The sequence below is a fragment of the Massilia sp. Masssp94 genome (assembly GCF_059491305.1).
Genome location: NZ_CP168501.1, coordinates 990327 through 1012151, shown reverse-complemented (window position 1 = coordinate 1012151; position 21825 = coordinate 990327). Strand labels below are relative to the sequence as shown.

The window sequence follows — 21825 nt, the reverse complement described above, 5'->3', positions numbered from 1 at the left end:
CGCGAAGTGTAAGACACATCTGCTGTAAAACAACAGGTAGTTTTTGTAAACACCTGATTTTTATAGTAAAACGATGCTGCCTGCTTTCGATGCAGCAACCAAATTACCTTACGGATCAATGGCTTGGGTGCATCTTGGGATACTTGGCCACAATCTTATCCACAGTTTATGTGTGAAAGTGGACAAGTCGGCGGTGCTTAAATATTCAGCTTGGATACATTTTCCCAAAGCAATCAAACACTTAGGGCGCTATCCGAGGCCTTGCTCACATCGTTTTCCACAGTTTATGTGAACAGCCGCCCTTCGCGGCGCGTCGCGGGACCGGTTTTCCACTGCTTAAAAAATCTGCACGGCAAAAATACTGTTTAGATTCAAGGACTTTGTTTGCGATCAAGGATCTTGCTCACAATCTTTTCCACAAAATGTGTGAAGAAGACCGGTTGCGCCTGGACGCGACGATAACCTCGTGCCTGCGCGCCGGGAATGGCCGGCCGTCGAAGCGTGTTTGCTGTGCACAAGTCGAAGGTGCCTAAAAATTGGGCTTGGCTAAGAATCATGAGAAAAATCAAATAGTTAGCAAGCGAGCGATGCGCTTGCTCACATCTTTTTCCACAGTTTGTGTGAAAAATCCTGCGGTCGGCGGTCGTGGCATGTGGACAAGCACCTGCTTAAAAAGCGAGCGAAAGTTCTTTTTGTTTAAGAATCAAAGGCTTAAGGTTCGGTTTGTGCGCTTGCGCACAATTTTGTCCACAAAAAATGTGCAGAACGGCAGGGTAGAGCTAGACCTGTAGTCAAGCACAACCGTGCCTATTTTTTGGACTCGGGAATTTCTCTGAGTAAAATCAAATACTTACCACTGAGAAAGCTGATTCCTCACAAATTTATCCACAGAAATTGTGGGCAACTACATGCGTACGAACCCTCGCAGGCCTGCCAAGTTCCTTCCGGGAAACGCACCCGGCCCTGCCAAGTTTTTACGCACGGAAAAATATCCCTTAAGAATCAAGCCACTTAGCGTCACTGGACGGTCTTGCGCACACTTTTATCCACAGAAAGTGTGCAGAACTCTACTTGCCGCAATCCGGGCAACACGTTACATTGCGCAACTAACTTGTTTCATTGTTTTTTACTTATCCAGGAGTTCCCTTGCTCGCCATTCTTCAAGCCGCCGGCTGGCCCATCTGGCTGTTGCTGATCGCCTCGATCATTGCCCTGGCCCTGATCATCGAGCGCCTGATCTACCTGCGCCGCGAAAAGATCCTGCCGCGCCAGCTGCTCGATGAAGTCATCCAGGTCTATCGCAGCGGCAAGGTCACTCCGGATATCGTCGACAAGCTGCAAACGAATTCCCCGCTCGGCACGGTGCTGGCCGCCGCGCTGCGCAATGTCGACGCGCCGCGCGACGTGATGAAGGAATCGATCGAGGAAGCGGGCAGGGGCGTCGCCCACGTGCTGGAACGCTTCCTGACGACGCTCGGCACGATCGCGTCGCTGGCACCACTGATGGGCCTGTTCGGCACCGTGGTCGGCATGATCGAGATCTTCGGCGCGCAGAATGCGAGCGGCACGAATCCCGCCCAGCTGGCGCACGGTATCTCGGTGGCGCTGTACAACACGGGGTTCGGCCTGGCGATCGCGATGCCGGCCCTCGTGTTCTACCGCCACTTCCGCGCGCTGGTCGACAGCTTCATCATCGACATGGAACTGCAGGCCGTGAAATTCGTCGACGTCGTCCACGGTGCACGCAAATGATCGACTTCCGCCGCGGCCGCAAACGCGAGGATCCGGAAATCAACCTGATCCCGTTCATCGACGTGCTGCTGGTCGTGCTGATCTTCCTGATGGTGACGACCACATACAGCAAGTTCACCGAACTGCAGATCACCTTGCCGACGGCCGATGCCGAGAAGGCGATCGAGAAGCCGTTCGAGATCAACGTCACGGTCGATGCCAAGGGTAATTACACGGTGAACAACGTGCCGGTCGCGTTCCACGGCGTGGCGAGCCTTGCCGACGACCTGAAACGCGCGGCCAGCACCGGCCCGAACGGCCAGCCGCTGGCGGCGCCCGTGAAGGATCCCGTCATCATCGTCAACGCCGACCAGTTCGCGATGCACCAGATGGTCATCAACGTGCTGGAAGCGGCGCGCATGGCGGGGTACGACAAGCTGACGTTTGCGGCGCAGACGGGCGGGCAGAAGTAAGCAGAAAGCAGCGTCGCCCCCGCGCAGGCGGGGGCCTAATTTTGCCGGCGTATCGACAGCGCATGCAGAACTTGGGTCCCCGCCTTCGCGGGGACGACGGATCATCATATGGCATCTTCCCTCGAATCGACACTCACCCGCGCCTGGCTCCGGCGCGGGCCCCTCGCCGTGGCCCTGTGGCCGCTGTCCCTGCTGTTCCGCCTGCTCACCGCGCTGCGCGTCGCCCTGTACCGCGCCGGCGTGCTGAAGGCCGGACGCCTGCCCGTGCCCGTCATCGTCGTCGGCAATATCTTCATCGGCGGCACGGGCAAGACCCCGCTGACGATCTGGCTGGCGCAGCAACTGCGCGCGGCCGGTATGCGGCCCGGGGTGATCTCGCGCGGCCACGGCGGAGCCGAAGAGGCACCCCGTGAAGTGCTGGCGGCGTCGCGTGCGCAGGATGTCGGCGACGAGCCCCTGCTGATCGCGGCTCGTGCCGGCTGCCCGGTCGTCGTCGGCCGCAAGCGCGTGGAAGCGGGGCGCCATCTGCTGGACCTGCACCCCGACGTGGACGTGCTGATCACCGACGACGGCCTGCAGCATTACGCCCTCGCACGCGACGTGGAAATCATCCTGTTCGACGGCCGCGGCACCGGCAACGGCTGGACCCTGCCGGCCGGCCCGCTGCGCGAACGGCCGTCGCGCCGGCGCGATGTCACGGTCGTCAACGCGCCTGAGATCACGCCGGCGCTGGCCGCCGCGGTGGGCGGCGATCCCTGGCAGATGCGCCTCGCGGGCGACCATGCCGAGCGCCTGATGGATGCGGACGAGCGCGTGCCGTTGTCCGCCCTCCGGGGCAAACGTGTGCTGGCGGCGGCCGGCATCGGCAATCCGGGGCGCTTTTTCGCGCTGCTGCGCGCCGCCGGCCTGGACGTCGCCGAGCTGCCGCTGCCCGACCATCACGACTTCCTCGACGACCCGTTCCGCGCCGTCGACGCCGACGTCATCCTGGTGACGGAGAAGGATGCAGTAAAATGTCGGCAACTTGAAACAATCAACAACGACCCGCGCGTGTGGGTCGTGCCGGTCGGCGCGCAGATCGATGCCGCGCTGGCTGCCCAAATCGTGGAGAAATGTCGTGGACGCCCGACTGCTTGATATCCTGGTCTGCCCGCTGTGCAAGGGACCGCTCGAATATGACAAGAAAGCGCAGGAACTGATCTGCCGCCCGGACCGCCTCGCGTATCCGATCCGCGACGGCATTCCGATCATGTGGGCCGAAGAGGCGCGCAAGGTCGAGCCCGCGCTTTGACGCATTGGCTATTCCCGTGAGTTTCGTTGTCATCATCCCGGCACGCCTGGCGTCGACGCGGCTGCCGAACAAGCCGCTCGCGGACCTGGGCGGCAAGCCGATGGTCGTGCGCGTGGCCGAACGCGCGCAGCAATCGGGCGCGTCCCGCATCATCGTCGCCACCGACCACGCCGACATCGCCGCCGCCTGCGCCGCGCATGGCGTGGAAGCCTGCATGACGCGTTCGGATCACCCATCCGGCACGGACCGCATCGCGGAAGTGGCGCACCAGCTCGGCCTCGCGCCGGATGCCGTCGTCGTCAACCTGCAGGGCGACGAACCGCTGATCGACCCCGCGCTGCTGGCCGCCTGCGCCGCGCGCATCGAAGCAAGCGTGCCGATGGCCACCTGCGCCCATCCGCTCTCCGACGTCGCCGACGCCTTCAACCCGAACGTGGTGAAGGTCGTGCTGGACAAGCTCGGGCGCGCGCTGTACTTCTCGCGGGCCACGATCCCCTGGCACCGCGACGGCTTTGCTGCCACCCGCGAGCAACTGCCTGCTGGTTACGTACCCCTGCGCCACATCGGCCTGTACGCGTACAGCAATGCGTTCCTGCAACGCTACCCACAGCTGGAACCGTCGCCGCTCGAATCCATCGAAGCCCTGGAACAATTGCGCGTGCTTTGGCACGGCGTGCCGATCGCCGTGCACGTGACGGCCGAGGCGCCCCATGCGGGCGTCGACACGCCGGCCGACCTGGAGCGCGTGCGACTTTTCTACACGTCTTGATCCGCGTAGAAACTACTCTTCAGGCTGCTTGCGCCAGGTCAAACGGCTGAGAGATCGGCCGCCGTCAGTGGCGTTTGATGCTGCTTTTGTGGTAAGTTTCGTATCAGCTAGTCAGACATGCATCAATGCGGTTATCTGTTCCCGACTATAACCGCCTCTACAAGAATTATTAAATACCTTTAGGAATCCCTTCATGCGTCTCATTTTGTTAGGAGCCCCCGGCGCCGGTAAAGGCACCCAGGCGAACTTCATCAAAGAAAAATACAACATCCCCCAAATCTCTACCGGCGACATGCTGCGTGCGGCCATCAAGGCCGGCACCGAGCTGGGCCTGGCTGCGAAAAAAGTGATGGATGCGGGCCAGCTGGTGTCGGACGACATCATCATCGGCCTGGTGAAGGAGCGCCTGAAGGAATCCGACTGCGCCAACGGCTACCTGTTCGACGGCTTCCCGCGCACGATCGCGCAGGCCGACGCCATGAAGGACAGCGGTGTGAAGATCGACTACGTGCTGGAAATCGACGTGCCCGACGAACTGATCGTCGAACGCATGAGCGGTCGCCGCAGCCACCCGGCATCGGGCCGCGTCTACCACGTGAAGTTCAACCCGCCGAAGGTCGAAGGCAAGGATGACGTGACGGGCGAACCGCTGGTCCAGCGCGACGACGACACGGAAGAAACGGTCAAGAAACGCCTGGCCGTGTACCACAACCAGACCGAAGTCCTGCTCGGCTATTACAACAAGTGGGCGGAATCGGGCCTGCCGGGCGCGCCGAAGTACCGCAAGATCTCGGGCGTCGGCCCGGTCGAACAGGTGCGCGACGCCGCATTCGCGGCACTCGAAGGCTGAGCGCCAGGGCGGCGCAAGCCGCTCTTTTTGGCTCCGGATGACTAATGCCATCCGTCCAGGTTTTTAGATCAAAGTTTTGTCGCACGCTTGTGCGGCGAATGCAGCAAGGTTGGCCGTACCGCAGATCAGCTCAACGAAGCTCAACTAAGCGCACGCGGCCTTTCGACTCTGTGGTGGTTTGATCGAAGAACGAGGGGGACGACATGGCATCCGCGCAGCTCATCTTCGCCGTCGCGTGCGGCGTCATCGCGGTATTCTACGGATTGTGGTCGCGCAGTTGGGTCCTGCACCAGGATCCCGGCAACGGCCGCATGCAGGAAATCTCGCTGGCCATCCAGCAGGGGGCGTCGGCCTACCTGGCGCGCCAGTACCGCACCATCGGCATCGTGGGCGTCGTCCTGCTGATCGCCATCTACTTCCTGCTCGGCGCGGCCACCGCGGGCGGCTTTCTGGCCGGCGCGGTGCTGTCCGGGGCCTGCGGCTTCATCGGCATGAACGTGTCCGTCCGCGCCAACGTGCGCACGGCGCAGGCGGCTGCGACCGGGCTCGACCAGGCGCTGAACGTCGCCTTCCGCGGCGGCGCCATCACGGGCATGCTCGTGGTCGGGCTGGGCCTGCTGGGTGTGGCGCTGTTCTATTGGATCCTGATGCTGCGCGCCGACGCTGCCCTCACGCAGCATGAGGTCATCCAGCCGCTCGTGGGCCTCGCATTCGGCGCGTCGCTCATTTCGATTTTCGCGCGCCTGGGCGGCGGCATTTTTACGAAGGGCGCGGACGTCGGCGCCGACCTCGTCGGCAAGGTCGAGGCCGGCATTCCCGAGGACGATCCGCGCAATCCCGCCGTCATCGCCGACAACGTGGGCGACAACGTCGGCGATTGCGCCGGCATGGCGGCCGACCTGTTCGAAACGTACGTCGTCACCCTGATCGCCACGATGCTGCTCGGTGCGCTGGTGATCCCCGGGATGGGCGGCACCGGCACCGTGTATCCGCTGCTGCTGGGCGGGATCTCCATCCTGGCGTCCATCGTCGGCTGCTCGCTCGTGAAGAACCATCCGGGCCACAAGATCATGTACGCGCTGTACACGGGGCTGTGGTGGTCGGCCGCGCTGTCGCTGATCGGGTTCGCCGTCGTCACGTGGCTCGTGTGGCCGGACGACGCGATGCGCTGGCGCATGCTGGGCTGCGCCACGGTCGGCATCGCGCTCACGGGCCTGATGGTCTACATCACCGAGTACTACACGGCCACGGAGTTCGCCCCCGTGCGGCACATCGCGGAAGCGTCGACGACGGGCCACGGCACCAACATCATCGCGGGGCTGGGCGTGTCGATGAAGTCCACCGCGTATCCCGTGCTCGTCGTGTGCATCGCCATCCTCGTCGCGTTCCAGCTGGGCGGCCTGTACGGCATCGCGATCGCGGCCACCGCCATGCTGTCGATGGCCGGCATCATCGTCGCGCTGGATGCCTACGGCCCGATCACCGACAACGCCGGCGGCATCGCCGAGATGAGCGGCATGCCGGACCAGGTGCGCGCCGTCACCGACCCGCTGGACGCCGTCGGCAACACGACGAAGGCCGTCACCAAGGGGTACGCCATCGGCTCCGCGGGGCTGGCCGCCCTCGTGCTGTTCGCCGACTACACGCATGCGCTGGAGGCGCACGGCACACATATCGCGTTCGAGCTGTCGAATCCGATGGTGATCGTGGGCCTGTTCATCGGCGGCCTCGTGCCCTATCTGTTCGGCGCGCTGGCGATGGAAGCGGTGGGGCGGGCGGCGGGCGCCGTCGTGATCGAGGTGCGGCGCCAGTTCCGCGACATCGTCGGCATCATGACGGGCGCCGGCAAGCCGGAATACGACAAGGCCGTCGACATGCTGACGGCGTCCGCGATCCGCGAAATGGTGCTGCCGTCCCTGCTGCCCGTGATCGTGCCGATCCTCGTCGGCATGCTGCTGGGGCCCGCGGCGCTGGGCGGCATGCTGATGGGGACGATCGTGACCGGACTCTTCGTCGCGATCTCGATGACGACGGGTGGCGGTGCCTGGGACAACGCCAAGAAATATATCGAGGACAATCACTACGGCGGGAAGGGCTCCGATGCGCACAAGGCGGCCGTCACGGGCGACACGGTGGGCGATCCGTACAAGGACACGGCCGGGCCGGCCGTGAATCCGCTCATCAAGATCATCAACATCGTGGCGCTGCTGCTTGTCCCGTTGCTGCCGGCCGGCGGCTGGCTGGCCGTGACGGAACCGCAGGCGCTGTACGGCAAACCCGCTGCGACCGCGCAGGCACCCGCAGGGGCAGCCTCGAAAGCAGCGGTTCAGCGCCCGAGCGCCTCGCTGAGCGCACTTTCCAGCGATGCGCGGTCCGAATCGCCGCGGTAGCGCACGCCGTTGATGTAGAAGGTCGGGGTGCCGGTCGCGCCGTCGTGCTGGGCGCGTTCGGCATCCGCCTGCACGCGTGCGCGGTGGCGGCGTTCCAGGACCTCGGTGCGGAAGCGCTCGATGTCGAGATCGAGGCTCTCCGCCAGCACGGCGAGATCCTGCTTGTCGAACACCTGGCGCTGCTGTTCGTACAGCGCGTCGTGCATGTCCCAGAACCGGTCCTGGCCGCCGGCGGCCTCGGCCGCTTCCGCCGCCAGCTCGGCGAGCGGGTGCAGGTGCGCCAGCGGCAGGTGACGGTAGACCAGGCGGATGCCGCCGAACCGCTCGTCCAGGTCGCGCAGCGCGAAGTGGGCGCGCGCGCTGTACGGGCACTGGAAGTCCGCATATTCGATCACCGTCAGCGCCGCATCCGCCGGGCCGCGCACGTGTTCGTCGTTGCCGATCTCGTCAACTCGTTTCATTCATGTCTCCTGGTCGCGTCGAGGCGCCATCATGACACGGCATGGGGGATTGTGTAGTAAATTTTCACCCGGAAAGAAGATAGGTGTAAAAACAAAACAGATGGCGACGAGTTAGCCTCCGTTGCGGTACAGTAGCGTCATCAGCGGTTTTGTTTATTGAACAAGCCGCGCCAGCTTACTAACCAAATGGAGAAAACCATGACGACCAATCTGCGAGGAAAGGGCGTAACCGACGCCCTCGGCCTTGAGCCCACCGACGCACCGCGCCAGGACAGCATGCAGCAGGCCGACGTTGCCGAACGCGCCGAACTGCAGCGTGCGCTGCTGGTCTACGGCATGGCCGGCGCGCTCGGCGCCGGGCAGGCCCGCGGCGCCATCGGCGAACTGCCCAACTGACCGGTAACGCCGGTCACACGAACGGGACCCGCGCGGTCCCGTTTTTCATTTCAGAACACGCACATGCGGTCCGCTTCCTCGCGCAGCCACGGCCGGAAGTCCGGATGCGCGATCCCGATCAGCGCCTGCGCGCGCTGCTTCGCCGACTTGCCGCGCAATTGCGCCACGCCCCATTCCGTGACGACATAGTTGACGTCGTTCTTGCTGGTGGTGGCGTGCGTGCCGGGCGACAGGGTCGGCACGATGCGCGAGACTGTGCCGTCCTTCGCCGTGGACGGCAGCACGATGAACGACTTGCCGCCGCGCGAACGGTTCGCGGCACGCACGAAATCGACCTGGCCGCCCGTGCCGGAATAGGGCAGGTGCCCGATGCTTTCGCTGCCGCACTGGCCGAGCAGGTCGACCTGCAGGCTGGCGTTGATCGACACGAGCTTGTCGTTCTGCCCGGCGATGTACGGGTCGTTCGTGAAGTTCGACGGATGCATCTCCAGCATCGGATTGTGGTGCATGAATTCGTACAGGCGGCGCGAGCCGAGCGCGAACGTCGCCACCATCTTGCCCGGCAACAGGGTCTTGCGGCGGTTGTTGACGGCGCCCGCTTCCACGAGTCGTAAAATGCCGTCGCCGATCATCTCCGTGTGGATGCCGAGGTCGCGCTTGTCCGTCAACTGCATGACGACGGCGTCCGGAATGCCGCCGTAGCCGATCTGCAGGGTGGAACCGTCCTCGATGTGCTCGGCCACGAGACGGCCGATCGCTTCCTGCACGGGGCCGATGTGGGGCAGGCCCACTTCCATGATCGGGTCTTCGCTTTCGACCAGCGCCGTCACCTTCGAGATGTGCACGTGGCACTGGCCGTGCGTGAACGGGACGTGCGGATTCACTTCCAGCACGACGGCGCGCGCCTTGGCGGCGGCCGCCATCGTGTAATCCGTGCCGAGACTGAGGGCGAAGTGGCCGGATGCGCTCATCGGCGACGCCATCGCGAACACGACGTCGGACGGCATCAGGCCCCGTTCGATCAGCATCGGGATCTCGGAAAAATAATTCGGGATGAAGTCGCACCAGCCGCCCTGGCCGCCCGCGCGCGACGCGCCGCCGAAGAACAGCGCCGCGTGGCGCACGTGCGGCCCGCATTCGGGCGCGAAGTAGCCGTATTTGCGCATCGCGAGGATCTGCGCCACCTGGACGTCGTGGAAGCCACGGCATTCCTGCGACAGCGCGTGCAGCAGGGTGGGCGGTTCGCCGACACCGGTCGGGACGACGATCATGTCGCCGTCACGGACGTGGTTGAGGGCATCGAAGGCACTGCCGCGTTTGGCGCGATACATCTCCTGCAGGGTCTGCATGGTCGTCTCCTGTGTCGTTTTTGTTTGAAAAACATGCATCGTGGCAGCTTGACAGCGTGGCGCAGGAAACTGACGCTCACCTGACACACATCCGACGCACAGCAGCGCGCCGGCAAGGCGCCGTGCGGCCGATAATGGAACGCGAGGAGCGACCCATCATGGAATCGAAACGATATGTACTGACTGCATGCATGCTGCTGGCGTGGTCGTGCATGGCGCAGGCGCAGAACCAGGTCCAGCGTACGGAGCAGGCCAACCGCGACGCCGCCGTGGCCGATGAAGCGACCACGGCCAAGCCGGCGCGCACGCCGCCGCCGGCGCCGCTGAGCTATGGCCCCGTGCTGAATCCGCGCGCGCAGCAGGGCGCCGACGCCGTCCGCAAGGACCCGGCCGAGGTGCACGACGAAGCGGATACGTTGACGCGCCAGGCCTCACCGCCCGAGAAGTCCGAGAAGAAACCGAGCGACAAGCAGATTGAGGAATTGCGCCGCCGCGCCGCACGCCGCCATCCGGCGTGGCAGGGAGAAGGGGCGATGGCGCCGCGGCCGTTGCGGTCCGGCGCGACACCGCCCGCGACGGCCGCCGTCCCGATTCCTCCTCCCGCAACGGCGCCTCAGCCCACCGTGCCCAGCACCAGTGTCATCCGCGGCTGCCAGGGCATCGTTTGCACGGATGGGGCCGGCAATACCTTCAACGCGGGCGGCAATGCCGGCGTCAGCAGCACGGGCCGCGCATGTGCGCGGAACGGGACCACCGTCACATGTTTTTGACGTTTTGGCCAACCCTCGCTAGAATCCGCTAATTGACGTTTACGTAAACGGAAAACAAGCGGAAGATAACGAAAGGGAGACAGATGCAAATCCAGAATAACGTGTTCATCGTGACGGGCGGCGCCTCGGGCCTGGGCGCGGCCACCGCGCGCACCATCGTCGAGGCGGGCGGCAAGGTCGTGCTGGCCGACGTGCAGCAGGAAGCCGGCGCGGCGCTGGCGGCCGAAATGGGCGCCGCGGCACGGTTCGTGAAATGCGACGTGACGTCGGAAGCGGACGGCCAGGCCGTCGTGGCGGCGGCGCTCGAACTGGGCAGCCTGCGCGGCCTCGTCAACTGCGCCGGCGTCGCGCCGGCCATCAAGACGGTCGGCAAGGACGGCCCGCATCCGCTGGACGCGTTCCAGCGCGCCATCAACATCAACCTCGTCGGCACCTTCAACATGTGCCGCCTGGCGGCCGATGCGATGGGCAAGGAAGAGGGGCTGGAACACGGCGAGCGCGGCGTGATCGTCAACACGGCGTCCGTCGCCGCGTTCGACGGCCAGATCGGCCAGGCGGCATACGGCGCATCGAAGGCGGGTGTGGCCGGCATGACCTTGCCGATGGCGCGCGACCTGTCGCGCAGCGGCATCCGCGTGATGACGATCGCACCGGGCATCTTCGAGACGCCGATGCTGATGGGCATGCCGCAGGAAGTGCGCGATTCGCTGGGCAAGATGGTCCCGTTCCCGCCGCGCCTCGGCATGCCGCGCGAGTACGCGCACCTGGCGAAGACCATCATCGAGAACGTCATGCTGAATGGCGAGACGATCCGCCTGGACGGCGCCATCCGCATGCAGCCGAAGTGAGCCCTTGAGCGATTTCGGGTACGATGCCCTCTGGTATTCCCGGAGAAATCGTATGACGAAGAAGTTGCTCGCCCCGAAGTTAATAGCTCTCCTTCTGGGCGGTGTGTTGACCGCCGCCCTGAACCCCGTCGCTGCATTCGCCCAGGATGCTTCGGCGCTGCAGCAGTCCCCCGAGGCCGCCAGCGGCTATACCGAGAAGGCCGGCTGGACCGCCCGCAAGTACATGGTGGCGGCGGCGAATCCGCTGGCCGTCGAAGCGGGCTACGAGATGCTGAAACAGGGCGGCACGGCGATCGACGCCGCCATCGCGACGCAGCTGGTGCTCACGCTCGTCGAGCCGCAATCGTCCGGCATCGGCGGCGGCGCGTTCCTGATGTATTACGACGGCAAGAAGGTGCAGGCGTTCGACGGCCGCGAGACGGCGCCGTCGAAGGCGGACGAGCATCTGTTCCAGCATGCGGACGGTACGCCGATGTCGCGGGCCGAAGGCATCGTGGGCGGCCGTTCGACGGGTGCGCCGGGCGTGCTGCGCATGCTGGCGCTGGCCCATCGCCAGCACGGCAAGCTGGCGTGGAAGACGCTGTTCCAGCCCGCGATCCGCCTGTCCGAGCAAGGCTTCGCGGTGAGCCCGCGCCTGAACAGCCTGCTGGCCGAGGACCGCTATCTGCGCAAGGACCCGACCGCGCGCGCCTACTTCTATGCGCCGGACGGCAAGCCCTGGCCCGTCGGCCACGTGCTGAAGAATCCCGAGCTGGCGCGCACCCTGCGCGAACTGGCCGCCGGCGGCGCCGAGGTGTTTTATACGGGGCGCATCGCGCGCGACATCGAGGCGAAGGTCAAGAGCCACCCGACCAATCCCGGCCTGCTGACCGCGGCCGACATCGCCGCGTATCAGCCCAAGCTGCGCGAGCCGGTCTGCAACGACTACCGCGCGTACACGGTGTGCGGCATGCCGCCGCCGTCGTCGGGCGGGATCGCCGTCGCGCAGATGCTCGGCATGTTCGAGACGCGCGACATGAAGGCGCTGGCGCCCGCGAACGGCATCCCGGGCGCGGACGCCGTGCACGTGTTCTCGGAAGTGGGCCGCCTCGCGTATGCGGATCGCGACCGCTACGCCGCCGACACGGATTTCGTCCCGCTGCCGGGCCGCGGCATCCCCGCGCTGCTGGACAAGGGCTATCTGTCGCAGCGCGCGAGCCTCGTCAAGCAGCGGTCGATGGGCAAGGCGCAAGCCGGCCATCCGCCGGGCGTGGAGACGGCGTGGCACTGGGGCCTGGACAATTCGATCGAGGCGCATTCGACGTCGCACATCGTCGCCGTCGATTCGTATGGCGCGGGCCTGTCGATGACGACGAGCGTCGAGGACGCGTTCGGCTCGCGCCAGATGGTCGACGGCTTCATCCTCAACAACCAGCTCACCGATTTCTCGTTCGATTCGCGCGACGCGAACGGGCCGATCGCCAACCGCGTGCAGCCGGGCAAGCGCCCGCGCAGCGCGATGAGCCCCACGATCGTGTTCGACAAGAAGACGGGCAGATTCGTCGAAGCGGTCGGTTCGCCGGGCGGTCCGCTGATCATCAATTACGTGGCCAAGGTCCTCGTCGGCACGCTCGACTGGGGCCTCGACATGCAGCAGGCGATCTCGCTGCCGAACTTCGGCAGCCGCAACGGCCCGACCGAGCTGGAGGCCGGGCGCTTCCCGCTGTCCGAGGTGAAGGCCCTTCAAGCGCGCGGCCATGACGTGCGCGTGTTCGAGCAGACGTCCGGCCTGCAGGGCATTGCACGCATGGAGATCCACGGCGTGCCCTTGTGGTTCGGCGGTGCCGATCCGCGCAGGGAAGGTGTTGCAAAAGGTGACTAAAAGTCGCTTTAATTGTTGGTTGAGAAACAATTATTCCCCTCAAGATCGGCAGAGTTTGCTAATCTTGCTCCGTGGATATTGAATGTAAAACGGGTTTGATCCTCAGCGGTGGCGGCGCGCGTGCGGCCTACCAGGCGGGGGTCCTGCAGGCGATCTCCCGCATCCTGGGGGAGGCGGGTTGGCCCGCTGCGCGCAATCCGTTCGAGATCATCTGCGGCACGTCCGCCGGCGCACTCAACGCGGCCGGCCTGGCCTGCCGCGCCGACGACTTCGGCGACGCCGTCGACCAGTTGGCGGACGTGTGGGAGGGCATCGATGTCACGCAGGTCTACCGCGCCGATTCGCTGGGCGTGCTGCGCTCCGGCGCGCGCTGGCTGTCGCTGCTGTCGTTCGGCTGGATGCTGCGCCAGTGGCACGCGGCGCCGCCGACGTCGCTGCTCGACAACACGCCGCTCGTGGGCCTGCTGCACCGCATGCTCGACCTGCCGCGCCTGGACGCGGCGCTGGCCAGCGGCTGCCTGGACGCCCTCGCGGTCACCGCATCGTCGTACAGCGGCGGCCAGCACGTCACGTTCTACCAGAGCGAACGCGAGATCGCACCGTGGAAGCGGCACCAGCGCCTCGCCCTGCAGGGACAGATCGGCGTCGAGCACCTGCTCGCGTCGAGCGCCTTGCCGTTCATCTTCCCGGCCGTGCCGTTGTACTTCGACGGCCACCTGGAATACTGCGGCGACGGTTCGATGCGCCAGCTGGCGCCGATCGCGCCCGCGATCCACCTGGGCGCGCGCCGCGTGCTCGTCGTGGGGGCGGGGCGCATGAACGAGACCGTGAACCACCTGCCGGTGCACGTGCGCTATCCGAGCCTGGCGCAGATCGCCGGCCACGCGCTGTCGTCGATCTTCCTGGACGGCCTCGCGATGGATATCGAGCGCCTGCAGCGCGTCAACGAGACGCTGTCCATGCTGCCGGAGGAGGCGCTGGCGAAGACGCCGCTGCGCCGCATCGACCTGCTCGCGATCGTGCCGTCGGAACGCCTGGACGACATCGCGGCGCGCCACGCGGTCAACCTGCCGGGGCCCGTGCGCACGCTGCTGGGCGGGATCGGGGCGATCGAGGCGCGCGGCGCCTCGCTGGCGTCCTATTTGCTGTTCGAAGGCGGCTATACGCGCGAACTGATGGCGCTGGGCCAGCGCGACACCTATGTCCGGCGCCGCGACGTACTGGAGTTTTTCGAAGCATGAAACGATGCCTGTTCCTGGTCCTCGCGCTGTTGTGGGCCGTTGTCGCCCACGCGGCGCCGACCCCGACCCTGCGCTTCGAGCACCTGTCGGTGGACGACGGCCTCGCGCAGGAATCCGTGCTGTCCATCGTCCAGGACCCGGACGGCTTCATGTGGTTCGGCACCCAGTCCGGCCTGTCGCGCTACGACGGCTACCGCTTCACGAATTTCCGCAACGTCGTCGGCGATCCGAAGACGCTCGCCAACAACTGGGTGCGCGTGCTGTACGCCGACCGCAAGGGCCGGCTGTGGATCGGCACGGACGGCGGGCTCGATCGCTACGAACCGAAGACCGGCACGTTCAGCCATTTCGTGCCCGACGAACCGGCCAAGCGGGGCAACGGCAACCGCCACATTCGCGCCATCCTCGACGACGGCAAGGAAGGCCTGTGGCTCGCGACGGCCGACGGCCTGCAGCACTTCGACATCCCGACGGGCCGCTTCGACACGTGGCACCACGTGCCGGGCGTGCCGGACAGCCTCGCGTCGGACAAGCTGACGGCCCTCGCGCGCGGGCGCGACGGCCGCCTGTGGATCGGCACCGCGGCGGGCCTCGACAGCCTCGACCCGGAGCGGATGCACTTCCGCCACCACCCGTCGCCGCGCGGCGGCAAGTACGACTTCGTGCAGACGCTGATGGTCGACGCGGGCCAGGGCCTGTGGGTCGGCAGCATGGGCGGCCTGGAACGCCTGTCGCTCGGGCCGAAGGGCGACGTGCGCACGTTCGGGCTTGACGACGGCATGCCGCCGGGCGAGATCAGCGTGTTGTACGAGGACGCCGAGCGCCAGGTCTGGGTCGGCTCGCACGACCGCGGCCTGTACCGCTGGCTGCCCGCGCTGGGCCGCTTCGAGCGCCATCCGCACCGCATCACCGACAGCTACAGCCTCGGCGACAACCAGGTCACGGCGCTGTACGGCGACCGCGTGGGCACGTTCTGGGTCGGCACCTGGTACGGCGGCGTGTCGCGCGCGGACATGGGCAGCGGCGGCTTCGCGCGCATCGTGCGCGGCGACGACACGCCGCTCGCGCTGGAAGACAACAAGGTGCGCGGCATCGTCGGCGACGGCGGCGGGAAGCTGTGGCTCGCCACGAACGGCGGCCTGCACCTGTTCGATCCGGCGACCGGCGCGGACCAGGCATGGCGCCTCGCGCCTGTCGAAGCGGGGCTGACGGGCGACGCGATGGCGACGTCGGTGGCGCTCGGCCGCGACGGCACCGTGTGGCTCGGCACGCGCAACGGCCTCGCGCACTTCGATCCGAAGACCGGGCGCATCACGCGGCGTCCGCTGTCCACCGACGATGTCGACGCCAACTACGTGCGCAATGTGCACGTCACGCGCGACGGCACCTTGTGGGCCGCGAGCCGCGGCGGCCTGCACCGCATCGACCCGGACGGCAAGCAGACGACGTACCAGCACGATCCGACCGCGGCCGCGAGCCTGGCCGACAACATCGTGCGGCCGATGCTGGAAGACCGCCACGGCCGGTTCTGGGTCGGCACGTTCGACGGCCTGGACCTGCTCGACCGCGCCACCGGCAAGTTCCGCCACTTCCGCCACGATCCCGACGATCCCACGAGCCTGTCGCACGACGAGGTGCATTACTTGCTGGAAGACCGGCGCGGCGACCTGTGGGTCGGCACGGCCGTGGGCCTGAACCGCATGGTGATCGGCAGCGACGGCACGCCGCGCTTCCAGCGCTACACGGTGCGCGACGGCATGGCGGACGACGTCGTGGCCGCGATGCAGGAAGACCTCGACGGCTTCATCTGGGTCTCCAGCTCGAGCGGCCTGCACCGGCTCGACCCGACCAGCGGCGCCTGGCGCAACTACAACGCGACCGACGGCACGATCGAAGGGGCGTACTTCGACGCCTCCGCGCTGCGCGTGGCCGACGGCACGCTCTACTTCGGCGGCAACAACGGCATCACCGCATTCAATCCGCGCGCGCTGCACGACAACCTGATCGCGCCGCGCGCCGTCATCACGGGCCTGCAGATCTTCGGCCAGCCGTGGCAGGACGTCCGGCCGGGCATGCTGCCGGGGCCCATCGAGCGCCTGTCCGGCATCACGCTCACGCCGCAGGACTCCGTGTTTTCGCTGGAGTTCTCGGCGCTGCACTTCGCCGCCCCGGGCCGCAACCGCTTCGCCTACCGCCTCGTCGGCTTCGACCAGGACTGGATCGGCGTCGACGCCAGCAAGCGCTTCGCGACCTACACGAACCTCGATCCGGGCAGCTACACGTTCCAGGTGCGCGCGGCGAACAAGGACGGCGTGTGGAGCGATGCCGCCGCCACGCTGGAAGTGACCGTGCTGCCGCCGTACTGGAAGACCTGGTGGTTCCGCACCCTGTGTGCGCTGGTGGTGATCGGCTGCGGGTACGGCGCATACCGGATTCGCGTGGACGTCCTGCGCCGCCAGAAGGCCATGCTGGAACAGCAGGTCAGCGCGCGTACGGAACGCATCGAGCAGCAGAACCGCCTGCTGGAACGCCAGACCGAGGAACTGCGCGAGCAGGAACGGCAGGTGCGGCGCCGCACGAACGAGCTGGCGCTCGCCAACGGCGCGCTGCAGGAAAACGAGGAACGGCTGTACCAGGCCAAGCAGCGCGCGGAAGACGCGACGCGCCAGAAGTCCGAATTCCTCGCCAACATGAGCCACGAGATGCGCACGCCGCTGGCCGGCGTGATCGGCATGCTGGGCTTCGCGCTGCGCGACACGGCGCTGCGCGACTGCACGCGCGAGCAGATCCTGCGCGGCCAGGCGAATGCCCAGTCGCTGCTGGCGATCATCAACGACCTGCTCGACTTTTCCAAGATCGAGGCGGGCAAGCTGACCATCGAGAACATCGACTTCGCGCTCGACGAATCGATTTCGCATGTCGGCACGCTATTCGAGGAGCAGGCCGGCGCGCACAGCGTGGGCTTCGCCGTGCGCCTCGATCCGGACCTGCCGCGCTTCGTCGTGGGCGACCCGACCCGGCTGCGCCAGATCCTCGTGAACCTCGTCGGCAACGCCTTCAAGTTCACCGAGAGCGGTTCCATCACCGTGCGCGTCGAGCGCCGTCCGGAAGACCAGCACGACCGCGCGGGCCGCAACATGATCCGCTTTTCGGTCGAAGACACGGGCATCGGCATCGCGCCGGACGCCTTGCCGCGCCTGTTCCAGAAATTCGAGCAGGCCGACGCGACGACGACGCGCCGCTACGGCGGCACTGGCCTGGGCCTGGCGATCTGCCGCCAGCTCGTCGAACTGATGGGCGGCACGATCGGCGTCGCCAGCACGCCCGGCGTGGGCTCCACGTTCAGCTTCGTGCTGCCGCTGGCGGACGGCGTGCAGCCGCACTCCGTCGTCGACCAGCCGCGCGCGCCGCACACGCACCGCTTGCGCGTGCTGTGCGCGGAAGACTATCCGACCAACCAGATCATCGTGCGCATGATGCTGGAGGAGCTGGGCCACCAGGTCGACGTCGTCGAGAACGGCGTGCTGGCCGTGGCGGCATGCGCGCGCACGCGCTACGACCTGATCCTGATGGACGGCCGCATGCCCGAGATGGACGGCGCCTCGGCCACGCGCCTGATCCGCGCCGGCGGTCCGCTGGAAGCGCCCGTGCTGGACCAGCACCTGATGATCGTCGCGCTCACCGCCAACGTCAGCGAGGAAGACCGGACGCGCTACCTGGCCTGCGGCATGGATGCCTTCATCACCAAGCCCATCGACGACTCGCAGCTGCATTACCACCTCACGCGCGCCATCGAGCGCCAGCTGCAGCGCGGCATCGAACTCGCACCGATGCCGGAGCCGGCCGCGCGCGCGCCGTCGACGGCCGAGCTGGACGCGATGTTCGACGTGCCGGGCGACGCCGATGCTCCCGCCGCGCCGCCGCCCCCGATCCGGCGCGCGAGCGACCTGAAGGACCGCCTGCGCGGCGCCTTCCTGGCCGACCTGCCGCGCCGCCGCATCGAACTGGACAAGGCGTTGGAGACGGGCGACCGCGACACCGCCGGACGCGTCCTGCACGGCATGAAGGGCAGCGCCGGCTACCTGGGCGAGGATGGGCTGCGCGCGCTGTGTGCCGAACTCGAGGCCCTGGCGGACGCGGGCCAGCTCGACGCCGTGCGCGCCGGCCTGCCGCGCCTGTGGGACCTGCTGGCCCGCTTCGAGGCCGCGACTGCCTGAATCGTGCGCGCGTCTCACAGCTGTATAATTGCCATTTAACAATTGCGACACAATGGGGCAGGGATGAAGGTTTTGATAGTCGACGATGACGTGGTGTCGCGCATGATGCTGATGCACATGATCGACAGCACCGCGAGCGGCGTGTTCGACGTGCTGGAAGCGGAGGATGGCGCAGACGCCTGGGCGCAGCTGGATGCCGGCGCGAACCCCGCGCTGCTGTTCTGCGACCTGCGCATGCCGCGCCTGTCCGGCATGGAATTGCTGGCGCGCGTGAAAGCGGACGCCCGCTTCGCCGGCCTGCCGTTCGTCCTCGTCTCGGCCGCGGCCGACGGCGCGACGATGGAGCAGGCGCTGTCGCTGGGCGCCGCCGGCTACATCGTCAAGCCGTTCGACGCCGCGCGCGTGGCGCAGCACCTGCAACCCCTGATGCGTGCGCCCGACGAGCAGCCCGACGCCACCCTGCGCCGCCTCGGCATCGACGCCACGCGCCTGCTGCTGTACCTCGGCGGCCTGCAGCGCCAGCTCGTCAGCGCGGGCACCGACCTGGCCGCGCTGCTGGCCACGAGCCAGCTCGACGCCGCCCGCGCCCATCTCGCGCGCCTGTGCGAAGGGTGCCGCACGTTGGGCCTGTACGGTGCCGCGAACGGCTTCGACGCCTTGCGCTCCGCCCCCGACGGCGCCGCCCTGGCGCGCGAACTGGAAGCCGCACACCGCGCCGTGCTGCGCCAGACCGACGCCACGCGGCACCTGGCGATGTAAGGTTGCGCGCCCGCCCGCAACGTTAAATTCCTGCCGGAAAACGCGAAAAATTGTTGTCGAAAATGTTGTAAATCACCCCTCCACACGGCAGCGGAATCCGGCATACTGATCCTTTGCCGTGGCCGGCATGCAGCACCTCCCAGGCAGAACGGCAACTTGTCGGGCGTCTTTTTTGCCCCGTACGGACCGCGCCAAGCGCGCGCCGTCTGTCATGAGCTTGTCATTAAAATAGTCGACTTTGCACGGCAGCGCAGACTGCTGGGACGGAGCTTTGACCAGGGATTGCATGAGCGAGGACTATGAAGACCACGGTTTCCCCCAGCTTGACCTTCCTTACCGGCGGCGGCCAGATGGCCGCGCATATCGCCGCCCATGACTGGCACATCACGCCGCTTGGCCCCGTCGAGGACTGGCCCGCCGCACTGCGCACGGCACTGAGCCTGGCGCTGAATTCCCGGTTCCCCACCTTGCTGTGCTGGGGCGCCGACCTGATCAGCTTTCCTAACGACGCCTGCATGCCGTTGCTCGGCGACAAGGCCGCGCTGGGCCGGCCGTTCCGCACGGTCTGGCCGGACGTGTGGGACACCATCGGGCCGATCGCGACGAAAGCCTATGCGGGCGAAGCGTGCCACCACGAAGACATGCCCGTGCCGATGGCGCGCCACGGCTATCCGGAACAGGCCTGGTTCACGTTTTCGTACAGCCCCGTGCGCGACGACGACGGCACCGTCGGCGGCATCCTGTGCACGGCCGTCGAGACGACGGACAAGATGCGCGCGCTGGAGTCCCTGCGCCGCCTGAACGGGGCGCTGACGCACCAGGTGGCGTCGCACGCGAGCGACCGCGAACGCCTGTGGCGCATCTCGCCCGACGTGATGGCCGCGGCGTCGCTGGCGACGGGGCGCTTCCTTACCGTGAACCCCGCGTTCACCGCGTGCTTCGGCTGGAGTGCCGAGGAAGCGACCACGCGCCCGTTCATGGACATGGTGTACCCGGACGACCGCGCGGACGTGCTGCGGAAAATGCAGATCCTGGCCGAGGGCACGCCGCTCGTCGGCTACGAGACGCGCGTGCTGCACAAGGACGGCTCGTACCGCTGGGTGTCGTGGACGATCTCCCCGGAAGGCGAGCTGCTGTACGGCGTCGCGCGCGACATCACGGCGGAAAAACACCAGGCCGACGCGCTGCGCCAGGCCGAGGAAGCGCTGCGCCAGTCGCAGAAGATGGAAGCCGTGGGCCAGCTCACGGGCGGCCTCGCGCACGATTTCAACAACATGCTGGCGGGCGTCACGGGCCACCTGGAACTGATGAAGCTGCGCCTGCGCATGGGCCAGAGCGGCGACCTGCTGACGCGCATCGACGCGGCCCTCGGCGTGACCCAGCGCGCGGCCGCCCTGACGCACCGCCTGCTCGCGTTCTCGCGCCGCCAGGCCCTCGATCCGAAGCCGACCAGCGTCAACGCGCTCGTGATGTCGATGACGGACCTGATCGAGCGCGCGGCCGGCCCGTCGATCGCCGTGCGCACGCGTCTCGCGGCCGCGCTGTGGACCACCCTGTGCGACCCGAACCAGCTGGAAAGCGCGCTGTTGAACCTCGCGAACAATGCGCGCGACGCGATGCCGGAAGGCGGCCTGCTCGTCATCGAGACGGAGAACGTCACGCTGACCGCCGCCCAGGCGCGCCGCCACGGCGACCTGCGGCCTGGTGAATACGTGCAGGTGAGCGTGCGCGACAACGGCGCCGGCATGGCGCCCGACGTCGTCGCGCGCGCGTTCGACCCGTTCTTCACGACGAAGCCGATGGGGCAGGGGACCGGCCTGGGCCTGTCGATGGTGTACGGCTTCGCGCACCAGTCGGGCGGCAACGTGCGCATCGAATCGCGGCCGGGACAGGGGACCGAAGTGCGCCTGCTGCTGCCGCGCCACCTCGTGGAGACGCAGCCGGCCGCGGGCCCGGACGTCGAACCGCCGCTGGAAGCGGGCACGCGCAAGGGTGTCGTGATGGTCGTCGACGACGAGGCGGACATCCGCGCCGTGATGACCGAGGTGCTCGAATTGCAGGGCTACACGGTGCTCGTCGCCTGCGATGCGCCGCAGGCCCTGCGCCTGTTGAAGGACACGCGGCCGGACATGCTCGTCACGGACGTCGGCCTGCCCAACGGCATGAACGGCCGCCAGCTGGCCGACCACGTGCGCGTGCAATGGCCGCAGCTGCCCGTGCTGATGGTGACGGGCTATGCGGAAAGCACGGTCATGAAGAACGAGAAGCTGCCCGCGCAGATGGAGATCCTGACCAAGCCTTTTGCCATGAACGCGCTGGTGGACAAGGTCGGGTGCATGCTGGCGCAGAGTATGGGTACTGAGGTGAATGCGGAGACGGGGGCCGAAGCCGCGTAGGGTGTGGGCACGCCGTGCCCACG

Annotated in this window: 17 protein-coding genes; 15 read left to right on the top strand and 2 right to left on the bottom strand. The window is 66.7% G+C overall.

Translation table 11 applies throughout. From position 1 onward, the window contains the following. Positions 1-1146: 1146 nt before the first annotated feature. From ACEN9G_RS04310 to ACEN9G_RS04280, 7 genes are all read left to right on the top strand, one after another. The gene (locus ACEN9G_RS04310) at positions 1147-1752 is read left to right on the top strand and encodes a MotA/TolQ/ExbB proton channel family protein (protein ID WP_056127000.1); all 606 of its coding nucleotides are present in this window, start codon (positions 1147-1149) and stop codon (positions 1750-1752) included. After that, positions 1752-2204, top strand: a complete 453-nt coding sequence (locus tag ACEN9G_RS04305; protein ID WP_056128306.1) for an ExbD/TolR family protein — start codon at positions 1752-1754, stop codon at positions 2202-2204. The genes ACEN9G_RS04310 and ACEN9G_RS04305 overlap by 1 nt, the downstream gene beginning before the upstream one ends. Positions 2205-2312: 108 nt before the next feature. Beyond that, a complete protein-coding gene (gene lpxK / locus ACEN9G_RS04300) occupies positions 2313-3341 on the top strand; it encodes a tetraacyldisaccharide 4'-kinase (RefSeq protein ID WP_483127725.1) in 1029 nt (342 codons plus the stop codon). Continuing rightward, positions 3322-3495 carry a Trm112 family protein gene (locus ACEN9G_RS04295; protein WP_081984107.1) on the top strand — a complete coding sequence of 58 codons (174 nt, stop codon included), beginning with the start codon at positions 3322-3324 and terminating at the stop codon, positions 3493-3495. Before lpxK ends, ACEN9G_RS04295 begins: the two co-directional genes overlap by 20 nt. Positions 3496-3511: 16 nt before the next feature. Then, on the top strand, positions 3512-4264 hold the full coding sequence (gene kdsB / locus ACEN9G_RS04290) for a 3-deoxy-manno-octulosonate cytidylyltransferase (RefSeq protein ID WP_160408331.1): 753 nt from the start codon (positions 3512-3514) through the stop codon (positions 4262-4264). Between the two features lie 193 nt (positions 4265-4457). Next, complete coding sequence (gene adk, locus ACEN9G_RS04285) at positions 4458-5114, top strand: adenylate kinase (RefSeq protein WP_160408333.1); 657 nt, start codon at positions 4458-4460, stop codon at positions 5112-5114. A 203-nt stretch (positions 5115-5317) separates the two neighbouring features. Continuing rightward, positions 5318-7504, top strand: a complete 2187-nt coding sequence (locus ACEN9G_RS04280) for a sodium-translocating pyrophosphatase (RefSeq protein WP_413338450.1) — start codon at positions 5318-5320, stop codon at positions 7502-7504. Here the strand turns inward: ACEN9G_RS04280 and ACEN9G_RS04275 are convergent. Then, a complete protein-coding gene (locus ACEN9G_RS04275; RefSeq protein WP_413338448.1) occupies positions 7441-7965 on the bottom strand; it encodes a DsbA family protein in 525 nt (174 codons plus the stop codon). The two genes, ACEN9G_RS04280 and ACEN9G_RS04275, sit on opposite strands and share 64 nt — an antisense overlap. A 198-nt stretch (positions 7966-8163) precedes the next feature. Here ACEN9G_RS04275 and ACEN9G_RS04270 point away from each other — a divergent pair, with 198 nt between their 5' ends. Continuing rightward, positions 8164-8361 carry a hypothetical protein gene (locus ACEN9G_RS04270; protein WP_413338446.1) on the top strand — a complete coding sequence of 66 codons (198 nt, stop codon included), beginning with the start codon at positions 8164-8166 and terminating at the stop codon, positions 8359-8361. 50 nt (positions 8362-8411) lie between these two features. Here the strand turns inward: ACEN9G_RS04270 and ACEN9G_RS04265 are convergent, their stop codons facing one another. Then, the gene (locus ACEN9G_RS04265) at positions 8412-9710 is read right to left on the bottom strand and encodes an acetyl-CoA hydrolase/transferase family protein (RefSeq protein ID WP_413338445.1); all 1299 of its coding nucleotides are present in this window, start codon (positions 9708-9710) and stop codon (positions 8412-8414) included. Between the two features lie 158 nt (positions 9711-9868). On the opposite strand from ACEN9G_RS04265, the gene ACEN9G_RS04260 reads away from it, so the two are divergent. The 7 genes from ACEN9G_RS04260 (at position 9869) to ACEN9G_RS04230 (ending at position 21802) form a co-directional block, all read left to right on the top strand. Next, entirely contained in the window at positions 9869-10480 is a 612-nt protein-coding gene (locus ACEN9G_RS04260; RefSeq protein ID WP_413338443.1) for a hypothetical protein, read from the top strand. Between the two features lie 83 nt (positions 10481-10563). Next, on the top strand, positions 10564-11328 hold the full coding sequence (locus ACEN9G_RS04255; RefSeq protein WP_413338441.1) for a 3-hydroxyacyl-CoA dehydrogenase: 765 nt from the start codon (positions 10564-10566) through the stop codon (positions 11326-11328). Between the two features lie 52 nt (positions 11329-11380). After that, positions 11381-13189 carry a gamma-glutamyltransferase gene (gene ggt, locus ACEN9G_RS04250; RefSeq protein ID WP_413338439.1) on the top strand — a complete coding sequence of 603 codons (1809 nt, stop codon included), beginning with the start codon at positions 11381-11383 and terminating at the stop codon, positions 13187-13189. Between the two features lie 95 nt (positions 13190-13284). Next, positions 13285-14430, top strand: a complete 1146-nt coding sequence (locus ACEN9G_RS04245) for a patatin-like phospholipase family protein (protein ID WP_413338437.1) — start codon at positions 13285-13287, stop codon at positions 14428-14430. Next, positions 14427-18647: a hybrid sensor histidine kinase/response regulator gene (locus tag ACEN9G_RS04240; protein ID WP_483127724.1), complete on the top strand. Its 4221-nt coding sequence runs from the start codon at positions 14427-14429 to the stop codon at positions 18645-18647. Before ACEN9G_RS04245 ends, ACEN9G_RS04240 begins: the two co-directional genes overlap by 4 nt. A gap of 63 nt (positions 18648-18710) precedes the next feature. After that, positions 18711-19406 carry a response regulator transcription factor gene (locus ACEN9G_RS04235; RefSeq protein ID WP_483127723.1) on the top strand — a complete coding sequence of 232 codons (696 nt, stop codon included), beginning with the start codon at positions 18711-18713 and terminating at the stop codon, positions 19404-19406. 299 nt (positions 19407-19705) lie between these two features. Next, complete coding sequence (locus ACEN9G_RS04230; protein WP_483127722.1) at positions 19706-21802, top strand: hybrid sensor histidine kinase/response regulator; 2097 nt, start codon at positions 19706-19708, stop codon at positions 21800-21802. The last annotated feature ends 23 nt before the right edge of the window (positions 21803-21825 follow it).

Excerpts from the sequence above, each read along its gene's own strand:
- ACEN9G_RS04240 (WP_483127724.1), top strand. The coding sequence starts at position 14,427 with ATGAAACGATGCCTGTTCCTGGTCCTCGCGCTGTTGTGGGCCGTTGTC.
- ACEN9G_RS04230 (WP_483127722.1), top strand. The coding sequence starts at position 19,706 with ATGAAGACCACGGTTTCCCCCAGCTTGACCTTCCTTACCGGCGGCGGC.
- lpxK (WP_483127725.1), top strand. The coding sequence starts at position 2,313 with ATGGCATCTTCCCTCGAATCGACACTCACCCGCGCCTGGCTCCGGCGC.
- ggt (WP_413338439.1), top strand. The coding sequence starts at position 11,381 with ATGACGAAGAAGTTGCTCGCCCCGAAGTTAATAGCTCTCCTTCTGGGC.
- ACEN9G_RS04275 (WP_413338448.1), bottom strand. The coding sequence starts at position 7,965 with ATGAAACGAGTTGACGAGATCGGCAACGACGAACACGTGCGCGGCCCG.
- ACEN9G_RS04235 (WP_483127723.1), top strand. The coding sequence starts at position 18,711 with ATGAAGGTTTTGATAGTCGACGATGACGTGGTGTCGCGCATGATGCTG.
- ACEN9G_RS04260 (WP_413338443.1), top strand. The coding sequence starts at position 9,869 with ATGGAATCGAAACGATATGTACTGACTGCATGCATGCTGCTGGCGTGG.
- ACEN9G_RS04270 (WP_413338446.1), top strand. The coding sequence starts at position 8,164 with ATGACGACCAATCTGCGAGGAAAGGGCGTAACCGACGCCCTCGGCCTT.
- ACEN9G_RS04265 (WP_413338445.1), bottom strand. The coding sequence starts at position 9,710 with ATGCAGACCCTGCAGGAGATGTATCGCGCCAAACGCGGCAGTGCCTTC.
- adk (WP_160408333.1), top strand. The coding sequence starts at position 4,458 with ATGCGTCTCATTTTGTTAGGAGCCCCCGGCGCCGGTAAAGGCACCCAG.
- ACEN9G_RS04255 (WP_413338441.1), top strand. The coding sequence starts at position 10,564 with ATGCAAATCCAGAATAACGTGTTCATCGTGACGGGCGGCGCCTCGGGC.
- ACEN9G_RS04280 (WP_413338450.1), top strand. The coding sequence starts at position 5,318 with ATGGCATCCGCGCAGCTCATCTTCGCCGTCGCGTGCGGCGTCATCGCG.